The sequence below is a fragment of the Trinickia fusca genome (genome assembly GCF_003628145.1).
Classification (GTDB): domain Bacteria; phylum Pseudomonadota; class Gammaproteobacteria; order Burkholderiales; family Burkholderiaceae; genus Trinickia; species Trinickia fusca.
On the sequence record NZ_RBZV01000004.1, the window covers coordinates 296,998 to 309,220 of the forward strand.

Annotated in this window: 9 protein-coding genes; all 9 read right to left on the reverse strand. The window is 63.9% G+C overall.

Features of this window, described 5'->3' with window-relative positions:
* Nucleotides 1-10: 10 nt before the first annotated feature.
* Nucleotides 11-1,612 carry a peptide chain release factor 3 gene (locus D7S89_RS13330; RefSeq protein ID WP_121278150.1) on the reverse strand — a complete coding sequence of 534 codons (1,602 nt, stop codon included), beginning with the start codon at nucleotides 1,610-1,612 and terminating at the stop codon, nucleotides 11-13.
* Between the two features lie 167 nt (nucleotides 1,613-1,779).
* Nucleotides 1,780-2,919: a hypothetical protein gene (locus D7S89_RS13335; protein ID WP_245982877.1), complete on the reverse strand. Its 1,140-nt coding sequence runs from the start codon at nucleotides 2,917-2,919 to the stop codon at nucleotides 1,780-1,782.
* A gap of 146 nt (nucleotides 2,920-3,065) precedes the next feature.
* Nucleotides 3,066-3,863, reverse strand: a complete 798-nt coding sequence (locus D7S89_RS13340; protein ID WP_121278151.1) for a Fic family protein — start codon at nucleotides 3,861-3,863, stop codon at nucleotides 3,066-3,068.
* A 93-nt stretch (nucleotides 3,864-3,956) separates the two neighbouring features.
* Entirely contained in the window at nucleotides 3,957-5,123 is a 1,167-nt protein-coding gene (locus D7S89_RS13345) for a glycosyltransferase family 4 protein (RefSeq protein WP_121278331.1), read from the reverse strand.
* A 23-nt stretch (nucleotides 5,124-5,146) separates the two neighbouring features.
* Nucleotides 5,147-6,385, reverse strand: a complete 1,239-nt coding sequence (locus D7S89_RS13350) for a glycosyltransferase family 4 protein (RefSeq protein WP_121278152.1) — start codon at nucleotides 6,383-6,385, stop codon at nucleotides 5,147-5,149.
* Between the two features lie 15 nt (nucleotides 6,386-6,400).
* Complete coding sequence (locus tag D7S89_RS13355) at nucleotides 6,401-7,867, reverse strand: glucose-6-phosphate isomerase (RefSeq protein WP_121278153.1); 1,467 nt, start codon at nucleotides 7,865-7,867, stop codon at nucleotides 6,401-6,403.
* On the reverse strand, nucleotides 7,867-8,790 hold the full coding sequence (locus tag D7S89_RS13360; protein ID WP_121278154.1) for a glycosyltransferase family 2 protein: 924 nt from the start codon (nucleotides 8,788-8,790) through the stop codon (nucleotides 7,867-7,869). The genes D7S89_RS13355 and D7S89_RS13360 overlap by 1 nt, the downstream gene beginning before the upstream one ends.
* Nucleotides 8,787-11,030 (reverse strand): polysaccharide biosynthesis tyrosine autokinase, encoded by a 2,244-nt coding sequence (locus D7S89_RS13365; RefSeq protein WP_121278155.1) that lies wholly within the window; start codon nucleotides 11,028-11,030, stop codon nucleotides 8,787-8,789. The genes D7S89_RS13360 and D7S89_RS13365 overlap by 4 nt, the downstream gene beginning before the upstream one ends.
* A gap of 5 nt (nucleotides 11,031-11,035) precedes the next feature.
* Nucleotides 11,036-12,214, reverse strand: coding sequence for a polysaccharide biosynthesis/export family protein (locus D7S89_RS13370; protein ID WP_121278156.1), 1,179 nt, complete (start codon nucleotides 12,212-12,214; stop codon nucleotides 11,036-11,038).
* Nucleotides 12,215-12,223 lie beyond the last annotated feature (9 nt).

Here is a 12,223-nt window from a genome sequence, read left to right on the forward strand (position 1 = left end):
CACCCAATGCCTACATCGACTTCTTGAACGGCGCGCCCGAATGCTCGCGCAATTCGTTGAAGACGATCTTGGGCCATGCCTTTTGCGCGACTTCGATCTCGGAGATGTGCGAGGCCAGGTACGTCGGCGCGTTCGACACGTCGTGCGCGATACGCGCTGCGTAGGCATCGCAGAAACGACGCAACTCGCCGGCATCGTCACACGTCACCCAACGCGACATGCGATAGCGTGCCGGGAAGGTGCGCACGTCGACCTTGTATTCGGCCGACAGCCGGTGCGACACCACTTCGAATTGCAGCTGCCCCACGGCGCCCAGAATCATCGAGCCGCCGTGCGTGGGCCGGAACACCTGAATGGCGCCTTCCTCGCCGAGTTGCTTGAGCGCTTCGCCAAGCTGCTTGGCGCGCATCGGATCGATGACCTCGATGGTCTGGAAGATCTCGGGCGCGAAGAACGGCAGGCCCACGAATTGCAGATCCTCGCCTTCGGTCAGCGTATCGCCGAGGCTCAGCGTGCCATGGTTAGGAATCCCGATGATGTCGCCAGGGTAAGCCTCGCTGACCGTTTCGCGACGCTGCGACAGAAACGTCACGACGTTATTGGCGCGAAACGACTTGTTCGTACGCGTGACCTTGAGTGCCATACCGCGCTCGAAGCGGCCCGAGCAGACGCGGATGAACGCGACACGATCGCGGTGCGCGAGATCCATGTTCGCTTGCACCTTGAAGACGACGCCCGTGAACTTCGGCTCCTCGGGCTGCACGGGGCGCTGCACGGTCATGCGCGCCGACGGCGGCGGTGCGAGATCGACGAGTGCGTCGAGAATCTCCTTCACGCCGAAGTTGTTGATCGCCGAACCGAACAGCACGGGCGACTGATCGCCGGCCAGGAAGGCTTCGCGATCGAACGAAGGCGTCGCCGCCGTGATGAGGTCGATCTCGTCCTTCGCGCGCGTCCAGGCGAAACCGAAGCGTTGCTCGCCCTCGTCCGCGCCGAGCGCGCTCAGCGTTTCGACGGCCCCGCCTGCCGTCTCCTGGCCCGCGCGGAACACGCGCACCTGATCGCGTTGAAGGTCGTAGACGCCCTGGAACTCCTTGCCCATGCCGATGGGCCAGGTGAACGGCACGGCGGCCACGCCGAGGTGCTGTTCGATTTCGTCGAGCAGGTCGAGCGGCTCGCGCACTTCGCGGTCGAGCTTGTTGATGAACGTGACGATCGGCGTGCGGCGGCTGCGGCACACCTCGAGCAGCTTCAGCGTCTGGGCTTCGACCCCGTTTGCGCCGTCGATGACCATCACGGCCGCGTCGACAGCCGTCAGCACGCGGTAGGTATCTTCAGAGAAATCCTCGTGGCCCGGCGTATCGAGCAGATTGATGACGGCGTCGCCGTATTCGAACTGCATGACCGAGCTCGCCACCGAAATGCCGCGCTGCTTTTCGATCTCCATCCAGTCGGACGTGGCGAAGCGGCCGCTCTTCTTGCCCTTGACGGTGCCAGCGATCTGAATTGCCCCCGAAAACAGCAGGAGCTTTTCGGTGAGCGTGGTTTTCCCGGCATCCGGGTGCGAAATGACCGCAAACGTGCGGCGGCGCTTGAGTTCGGCAACTGACATCGTGTATGGGGGTGGCTATCGGATTGAGCGGCGCGGGGGCGATGATACACGGGTGGCGGGCCCGGCTGCCGAAGTCGAGCTGTCCGCCGTCGATGCAACGATCAATTTGGCGCGCCAAGGGCCGACTACAACGCTTAGCCGTGTAGCGACCGCCCCAGCTCACCGAATTACGGCTGCCCCGATGGGCAGAGCGCCAATCTCGCGGCCAGACTGGCTTCGGTAAAGAGCCCTCGGGCGATGAGCGTCGCCCGCTCACCCGGTGAGAGTCGGCCGCAGGCGTAGACGGTGCCCAGCAACAGCTGGGTTTTCGGATGCGCCGGATCGGTCAGAAAGCCGAAGTTCGACTCGGCCGCGTTTTTGCGCGGCTCGTCATAGAGCTCGTAGAATTCCGCGCCCTCAATATTGGCGTCCTTCTGGCTCAGCAAGTACTCGATATGCGTCTTCAGGCTGATGAGGGCCTTCGCATCGTCGTAGGGCTTGCCCTGCAGCGGTGCGTATATCTCAGCCGCATTGAGCTCGTTGACGATGACGGGCTTGCCGATTTTGTGCATTTCGGCGAAGACATCGATCGTGCCGCTCGGCGTGCTGACTCGGTAAGGGCTGGTTCCCGCACCGTAATAGTAGTGATAGGCCAGCTTGTCGACGACAACGCCTTGCGCCTCCAGGAACGGCACCAGTCCGAAGTCCGCATAAACGGTGTCGACAACTGTTCTGAGCGGTTGACCGGTTTGCGTGCCGGCATCGTGGATCGCGCGCGACATGCCGCGCAGCACCGCCGCCCATTGGTGCGCCAAGGGAGTGGCATAGTCACCGGCAGAACCTCCGACGCCGCTCTTGAATCCTTTGCGCAAGCTCAGCTCGTTCTCGAGCTCCCAGTCGTGGATCGAACCTGCGAATTCCCGGGCAATAGGATAGACGCGATCATAGCCCTGTGCCTCGAGGCCCGCGTCCGTGTTCGGATACTTGCCACTGTCCGTCGCATCGCCCCAAGTAAACGGCACGTAGAGAATGGGGTGCAGGGTGATGTGATAAGCCTTGGACAGGGAACCCAGTGCCTGGAGCGTTGTAGTGGCTGTGCCGCTATCTCCCGTCAGCGCAACATCGAACCGGTAGGTCTTGAGGCCGCGGTGCCCAAGCGTCGCGAATTGCGTGGGATAGTCGCTCCAAAGCGCCTGACTCGGGCTGGGATGCCCACACATGCCCCACGTAAATGCGGGGGCAGCCGTCGCGGCCGGGCTCGACAGGCTGCTCGTCAGCAACATCGAAGCCAGAAGGCCGACGGCCGCATAGGTGCGCAGTGTGCTCATATGACATTCACCTCCATTTGCTGTGGAGCTATTCGTGGTTTATCGGCCGCGTATCCAGAACTGGGCCGGTAATCATGCACGAATGAAGGCGATGCTTGCCGTCGAGTCAGCAAAGTTCAGGGTGCCCCAGAAATTCTGCTTGTCCCTCAGTTACCTCCTGGCGAACGCGGAGCTTTGTCAGGATCATGTGTGTGACGCAGCCCAAGCACTTCGAGATAAATATCAAGCGATCGCTGCACCGACGCTGCGACCAGATCGGTGATTTCGCTGTAGTCACCGTTGACACACGCGACATCGAGCGCATCGTAGTAAGCGAGTCGATCTTCCTTACGGATGATCGCGGGCGGGTAGCCTTCCTTCATCAGCTCGAAGTTCAGCAGCAACCGTCCCGTCCGACCATTGCCATCGACAAATGGGTGAATCTTCACAAACCGGGTGTGCAGTTCCGCCGCGCGTTCGACGGGGTGCATCGCGCCAGCCTGGCCGTACCAGTCGATCAACGCGACCATTTCAGCAGGGAGGTGGACGAAGTCAGGCGGCGTCGTGCTCGCGCCTGCGATCACGACGTTCTCTTGGCGATAGCGGCCCGCCTGTTCGGAATCGATGCTCTTCAGAACGAGCGAATGGAGGTTGCGAACCTGCCACTCGGTCAATGTTTCATGCCGCGAGACGATCTCCTCGACGTATAGGATCGCGTCACGGTGGTTCGTTGCCTCGAAATGCTCGCGAATAGACTTTCCGCCAACCGTGATCCCTTCAAGAACCACTTTCGTTTCCCGCAGCGTCAGCGTGTTGCCCTCGATCGCATTCGAGTGATACGTCCACTCCAACATCAGCTTCTCGCGCAGCGATGCGACCGTATGCGACGGCAGTGGGCGCGCAGCATCGAGCGTTGCCTTGTCGGCGTCGATCGTCTTCAGCAGCGCAGCAGGTTGATTCGGCATTTTTCTCTCGAAGCGAGGCATGGTGCGGGGATCATATATCCCCAACGGGGATATGATAATCAAGAGCCGGCGAATACGGCCAAACACGCCCCCTCAAACCACCCCCACCTCAATAGCCTCCCGATAAACCTGCGCAACCCGTCGCGCGATCACCGCATTATCGAAGTTCGCCAGGGCATATTCCCTGCACGCCTGCGCATCCGGCAACCTCAACCGCCCATCGAGCGCCGCGTCGATCCCCTCCGCGATCGCATCGGCCCCGGTAGCCGGCAGCACCAGATCGCTCGACAACCCCGCCACCGCCTCCGGCAACCCACCCACCGGCGTCACCAGCACAGGCGTGCCAGCAGCAAGCGACTCCACGGTCACGAGCCCGAACCCTTCGAGCGCCACCGTCGGCACCACGCTCAACGTCGCCGCGCGATACAACTCCGGCAAACGTTCATCAGGCACGAAGCCCAGCAGCTTCACATCGTTCTCGAGCCCTGCTGCCGCGATACGCCCCTCCAATTCATCGGCTAGCCGTCCTTTGCCCGCGATCAGCAACAACGCATCGGAACCTCGCCGCGCCTTCACGAGCGCCATCGCATCGATCAGATCCTCGATCCCCATGCGGCGCACGAGCCGTCGCACCGTCAAGACGATCGGCCTATCCTGCGGCAACTGCAGACGCTGCCTTGCCTGACGGCTCGTCATCTTCACGTCGAAGCGCGACACGTCCACGCACCCCGGCACCACACGCACGCGCTCGGCCGGCACACCGTAGTGCGTCGTCAAGATGCGGCCGAACGCATCCGACAGCACGATGAGCCGCGTCGAACGCGCGTACACCGAACGCTCCACCCAGCGCTTCGCGCTTCGCCCCCACGACGCCGCGCCCTCCACACTGCTCTCATCGGCCCACGGCCCCTGAAAGTGCGACACCTGCGCGATGTCGCGCGCGAGACTCAAGCTCGGCCACGTATAAAGCGCAAAGTGCGAAGAGATCACGTCGGGCCGCTCCCTCTTTAGCGCCTCCATGAAGGCCTTGCGTGCTGCCATCAAGCGAAGCGGCAACGGCTGCGCCTCCGGCCCAAAGCCGCGAATCGCGCCGCCCGTATCATGCGCCACGCGGTGCGAACCGGCCACCATGCCGCGCACGGCCACGCCCGCTCCCGGCAGTGCGCGCACGAGCGAGTAGTACATGCGGTCGAGACCGCCAGCGCGTTCGGGAAACCAGTGCATCCCGATCTGCAACGATTTGATCTCAGCTTGCGTCACTTGTCCCGTTTTCATCGTTAGTGTCATTTAGGCTCACCTCCATCGGTCGGGATCAAGCGGGCACCCGCCGGGCGATCGTTGATGGTATCGCTCGCACGGTTGCCCTCCCCCGTACCGCTCGCCGCATGCGCGGCCTGCCGCGCGACGCGGCGATACAGGTCGAGATAGCGTGCCGCCATCCGCGACCACTCGAATTGGCGCGCGAGCCGGCTCGCTTGCGCGCCCATCAGACGGCAGCGCCACTCATCGTCGGCGAGCGCCGCAATCGCTTTGGCCAGCTCGCGCGGATCATCCGGGTCGGGCAGCACGATGCCGCAGTCCGGGCCAATCACTTCGGCACCACCCGCCGTGCGCGCGGTGACGACCGGCAGCCCTGCGGCGATCGCTTCGAGCAGCGACAAGCTCATCGCCTCGTATCTCGACGGAAACACGTAAGCATCGACGCTGTGCATGAGGCTCGGCACATCCTCGACGAAGTCGAGAAAATGCACACGATGATCGAGCCGCAACGTGCGTGCGACGTCGGGATAACGGCTGCCATGCAGCCGTCCCGCTACGACGACATGCACGTTCTCCGGCAGATGCACGAGCGCGCTGAGTACCGTGCCGAGGTTTTTACGCGGCGTGCGTAAATCGCCGGCAAAGAGCAGCAGGAACGCGTCGTCGGGCAGCCCGAACCGGCGCCTGTCGCCGCGTGCGCCTGCGAACGTCTGAACATCCACCCCGTTGTGGATCACTTCGATCCTCTGAGCCGGTACACCGGCCTCGCGCAACTCGGCCGCAACCTTCTCCGACACGGCAGCAACGACGCTCGAGCGCCGATAGGCCCAGCGCTCGAGCCTGGCATTCAGGCAGGTGTAGAGGTATTGATAAGCGGCGTTCAGCCCACCCGAAAGCCCATAGGGGTAGTACGGACTCGCGAACCACCCGCTGTGCACGAAGTGGGCCGTGTTCACATCGGCATGAACCCACGAGATGAAGCCGTTGACGTGCACGACATCGAACTCGTGGCGATGCTGGCGCAGCCACAGTGCGCTCTTGATCGCAAAGACCTGATGCCGAATCAGATTCGTCTGCCAGACTCGGCCTACGTGGATCGGCACCCAGCGCAACCTGGGATGGGCAAGCAGCGCAGGCGCGACGTGCGTGGCGACGAGCGTCACCGTGCAGCCTTCGGCAAGCGCTGCCGAAGCGATTTCATGATTGACGCGGCCTTGACCGTCGTTATGACGGACCGCATGCGTAACGATCGCCACTCTCATGACTTCGATGCCTCGCTAAATAAGTGACGGGCCGGCGCGACGTATCGCGGCCTGACGCTGCGACTTGCGCCATTGCGCAGCCGACAACAGCGAAGCGATGCTCATATACATCAATAGCCCACCCGTGCCGATAAACGAATTCGCGAAGACGATCATGGCGAAGACGGAGCCGGCGAGCGAGAGGCAGGCTTGAGCGAACTTGTCGCCGCCTAGCGAAAACGACACACGCAACGCGCGGACCAGCAACCAGCCGAGGCCCGAGAGATAGAGCAGCGTGCCGGGCCAGCCGAGCACGAACGGGATGTTCATCACGCCGCTGTCGAAGTTGCCGTATTTGCCGAGCTTGCCGCCTTCGTTCGACAGCTTCGTCGATGTGCCGGTCGCACCGAGCCCCATGCCCGCGACGTTCGTGAAGGCCGTTTCCGCGAACGTCGCATAGAATGCGTTGCGCGATGCGTAGCTTTGGTCGTCGTCGAGATTCGTGATGGTCTGCAGCCGCGCGGACACGCGATCGGCCACCGGCCCGAACGCCAGCATCGGCATCGAGAGCGCCGCGAGCACTGCCAGCCCAAGAACGATGCGGATGCGAACGAGATTGCTCGACTTCGCGAGCTGAATCGCGAGCGCGATGACCCATCCGCCCCACGTCGAACGCACGAGCGACAAGCCGAATGCGGCAAAGCCCGCCGCGGCCGCCACCCAGCGCAAGCGATCGGTAGACGCCGGCACGAGCACGAGCGCGCCCATCATCGCCAACGCGAACGGCCCCGACGAATTCATCGTGCTGAACACGCGCACGCCCATCGGGACGGGATCGCCCTGCGAAGCCATCTCCGAGCCGATCATCCACATCGCGTCCCACTGCGGCATGATGAAAAACTGCACGACGCCGTAGACACCCATCACGAGCATGCCGCGCACGAACGTCGTCACGATCACTTCACGGTAGGCCGGGTAATCTCGCCAATGGGCAACGATGTGAAACCCGATCAACACGGGATAGAGCCAGTTCGCCAGATCGTAGACGGCCGCGGCCGGTCCGCTCGAAACGATGCCGACCGCGAACGCATAACCGATCGCCACGAGAATCAACAACATGGGCAAGCCGCGCCACGTGCCGAGCAAGCGATAGCGGCGCACGAGCCCGAGGCCGCTGATCATCGTGACGGCAACTGGGGCGATCTGAATCGGGCTCGTCGGCGTGTAGCCGCCATGCACGAAGTCGGCAAAGCGCCGCACTTCGGGGCTCAGAAACCACATCCACCAGACGAAGCCCACATAGCGGGCCGGACTCACGACGAAAAGCCAGAGGCCGACGAGCGTCGCGAGCGCCGGAAACGCCAGCGTCAACAGTCCGCCCTGATGGGCAAGCGCAAGCACGAGCGTCGCAGACCACAGCAGCGCCTGTGCCGCCCAGTGCTTGGGATCGGATGTCAGCAAGCGGTCGATCGCGGGAGCGCGCACTGCGCGCGCAGACGGCATCACGAGGTGGCCCGCCTTGCCTCGAGCGCGCCAAGCCGCGCGGCTCGCCAGCGTCCGCGAACGGCGCCGCCGTTCTTCGAAGCGAGGGCCAGCACAGCATGCACGAGCCCCGGGTACACGCGCGTACCGATGAGCGCATACCACCACCACGCGGTGAGCCGATGCAGCGGCGGCAAATGTTCGCGCAGCGTGAGATGCAGGTTGTACGCGGCGTTGCAAATCGCCACAGCCGATTGCTCATGGCGCGGATCTTCGTCGATGCGCGGCGCCGGATAGTGATCGACCGCCACGCGCGGATCGTAGACGAGCTTCCAGCCAGAGCGCTTCACGCTCATGCTGAACGCCATATCGCCGTGGACTTGCGCGCCTTTGCCACGCAGTCGTTCGTCGAAGCGGATGCCGGCTATCGCCGCGCGCCGATAGCTCATATTGGCACCCTTGAGCAAATCGACCTCACGCGCCTCGCCGACGCCAAGATGATGATTGCCGACGATCTTGCCCGACGCCATCACGCGCCCCACTTGACGGCATTGACCATCGAGCAGACGTCCGCGCTCATGCACCCAGTCTCGTCCGCCGACCGCGCCTAGCCGCGGATTGGCCGCGAATGCCGCAGCGATGCGCTCGAGCCAGTCGGCACGTGGCGCCGCATCGTCGTCGGTGATCGCGATCACGTCGCCCTTTGCGCTATCGAGCCCTCGATTGAGTGCTGCGATCTGCCCGGGCACATCGACCATCACGCATTCGAGCACGAGCTCACCGCGCACCTTCGGGTCGGCAAGCGCCGCATGCGTGGCCTCGTCGTCAGGCCGCGCCACGACGATGACCTGTTCGGCCTGCCGTGTCTGTCGCTGCAAGGCGAGCAGGCAACGAGCCAGGTCGTCGGGCCGGCGATACGTTGGAATGAGGACCGTCAGCTTCATGGGTTCAGATATTCCCTAACAGCCGCAAAACCGGCACGGGCGAAGCCCCGCGAACGATGCGGCATTCCGTTGAAAATGCCGCCTTGCACCTGCACGCCCGCCGTAGCGAGCCGCTTCAGCGACGCGGCGATGTCCGCTTCCGCATGCATGCCCGAGCGCAGGACGATGAACGAGGTGCCCGCGAGCGCCGCGATCACCGAGGCATCGGTGACGGCAAGCACGGGTGGCGTATCGACGAGGATCACGTCGTAACGTCGTGCGAGGCCGTCGAGATACTGCTGTAACCGCGGCGACATCAGGAGTTCTGAAGGGTTCGGCGGACGCGCGCCCGACGCGATGAAGCTCAGATCGGGCACCGGCGTCGAGCGAATCGCCTCTTCGAGCGAAATCTGCCCGCTCAGCAACTCGGACAACCCACCCTCCAGATTGCCGCCGAAGTACTCGTCGAGCGTGCCGCGCCGCATATCCGCGTCGATCACGAGCACGCGCTTGCCGGAGTCGGCAAACAGCACGGCAATGTTCGCGATCAGGAAGCTGCGGCCAATGCCGGGAGCCGGGCCCGTCAACACCATCACGCCATTTCTTGCCTCGGCCAGTGCGAACTGCATCGACGTGCGCAGGCTGCGCAGGGCTTCCGTGCAGACGTCGTTGGGCCGCGTGAAGGCGAGGATCGGCCGCGTGCGCCCCTGCCCGCGCACGAACGCCCCGTCGAGCCCCTCGGCCTCTGCACTCGACGGCACGAGGCCATAGAGCGGCAGACCGAACGTGCGCTCGATCTGCTCGGGATCATCGATGCCCCGGTACAGGCTGCGGCGCAGAAACACGAAGCCGGTGCCAGCGATCAGGCCCAGCATCGCCGCAGCAGAGAGGATCAGCACCTTCTTCGGCTTGACGGGCACGCCGGGGCGCAGCGCCGCGTCGACGAGATGCACGTTGCCGCCCGTGCCGGCCTTCTGGACCGATAGCTCCTGCACGCGATTGAGCAGCAGCACGTAGATGTCCTCGGCCACCTTCGCATCGCGTTGCAATGCGACACCCTTCACTTCGGAGGCTGGCAGATTACGGAAGCGCTCGCTGAACTTTTCGCGCTCGCCCTCGAGTTTCGCGAGCTGTTCCTGTGCGGTTTGAATGACCGGATGATTCTGGCTGAAGCGCTGTTGCAGCGCCGCGATCTGCAGTTGCATCGCCGCGATCTGCTGCTCGTATTGAATGCTGCCTTCCAGATAAACCTTCGCTTCATCACTCGGATTGATCGAGCCCGACTGCTGCTGATAGGCCGTCAACGCGGCCTCGGCCCGTTCGAGATCGGCCTTCAGGCGCGGTGCCTCGCCTTTCAGGAAGTCGAGCATCTTGCTGGCCTCCTGCTGGCGCGCGCCCACGTACTGACGCAGATACGACTGCGTGAGCGCGTTGGCGATATCGGCCGCATGCTGGGGATTCTTGTCTTCGAGCTCGATCTCGATGATGCCGGTTTGCTTGCCCAGCTCGGTCACCTGGATCGCCATCTGAAACCCGGTGATGGCATCGAGGTCGTTGGCGCGCACGACGACGAAGCGCGTGCCCGGCCGCGCGACGATCTGCTTGACGACGATCGTCACGCCGCCACCGCTCTCGCGCTGACCGACGCGCCCGTCGATCAGCAGGTTGCCGTCGGGGTCATGCAACGTGTAATGGCCACCGCCCATCGCCGTCAGCGTGAGCTGTGCCCCTTCGAGGGCAGGGGGCACGTCGATCGAATCGACGTCGGCAACTTCGCCGCCCCAGGCATACGACGACAAGCCGAGCCATGGCCGAGCCGGCACGCCTGGCGTGGCGAGGCGTGCCGCGATCGTACCTAGCAGCGGAATCGTCTTCGGCGACACCGAGTAGTTCAGCTTGCACTGCGCCACCACGGGCCCGACCACGCCACGGCTCTTGATCATCTCGATCTCGGCGTCGGTCGGCAGCGTCGGGCCGCCGCTGGCGACCGTTCCGCCATTGACGGTCTGCGTCAGCGCCTGAGAGGCGTTGTTCCCCGCTTCGACGCGCACGTGCGCGTCGGCCGAGTAGATCGGCTTGGCCAGGAAGCAGTACAGCGCTGCCATCGCGATGATCGTCAATGTCACGCCGAGCAGCCAGTTGACGTCTTCGACGAGCACGCGCAGCAACTGGCCGAGGACCACATCCTCATCTTCGGCATGCAACACCGGCGCGGGGGCGGGAGCGCTCGTATGGGGCGGAAGCGTAGGGAGCGTGTTCATGGCGTTCACTTCGTCAACTGCTTCAGGTAGAAGAGCGCTTCGAGCGTCGGCAACACTTGCTGCAGCAGGCGGTTGAACTGCACCGAGCTCGCCGTGCCGACGTACACGACGTCCATCGGCTGAAGCTGGAATTGCGTCGACAGCAGCAGCGCGTCGGGCTGCGTCATGTCGAGCCGATAGATGTCGGGCGCGCTGGGCCGTGTGCGCATGCCGCGAATCACGTACACCTGACGCGGATTCGCATCGGTATCGAGAATGCCGCCCGCATTCGTCAGCGAATCGGCGATCGTCAAGCGACCGCGAATCATCGGCACCGGCGTCGGCTGTTTGACTTCGCCCATCACGAACACGCGGCTGTCGGCGCGATCGGGAATGTTGAGGATGTCGCCGTCCTGCAGCAGCACGTTCTGCGAGATGTCGCCGCGATCGAGCAGACCGTTCGCGTCGAGTTGATAGAACTTGCCGTTACGCGTCAGTCGCACGCGTTGCAGATCGGCATTGTCCGCCGTGCCGCCCGAACGTGTGATCGCGTCGACGAGCGTGAGCGGCACGTCGGTGATGGCGAGCGGCCCCGGCGCCTTGATTTGGCCGGTCACCTGCACGCGCTGGCTACGGTAGGCGAGCACGCGCACATCGAGTTGCGGATTCTTCAGATACGGCCCGAGCGCCTTCACGAGCTGCTCGCGCACCTGCTGCGCGGTCTTGCCCGCTACCGATACGCGCCCGGCGAACGGGAAAAAAATCGTGCCGTCGGGGGAAACGGTCTGCCCGTACGGATCGGCTTGCCCCGGCAGCGCCGTCGTATAGGGCTGCGCGAGCGCGCCGGCCACCGTTTGCGTCGTCGTGCCGCCCGCCGAGAACGTCGTGCCTTGCGGCGTCGTCAGCTCAGGGTGATCCCACACGGTGATGCCGAGAATGTCTTGCGGCCCGATGCGGTAGACATACTGCGACAGGCTCGCAAAGTTCGGCTGCGGCAGCTGCGCCGGCACGGGCTGCGCGGTCTCGAGCGACAAGATCACGTCCGGCGTGATGCGATGCACGAGATACGTGTCCGTGCTCTGCGGCTGATTGGCGTCGTCACGCAGACGCGACGAATCGAGCGAGTTGCCGGGCACCAGCGCACAACCGGGCAGCCAGGAGACAACGAGCGTCAACAGGAGCAGGGATGGGAGACGACGATTCATAGGCGCTCG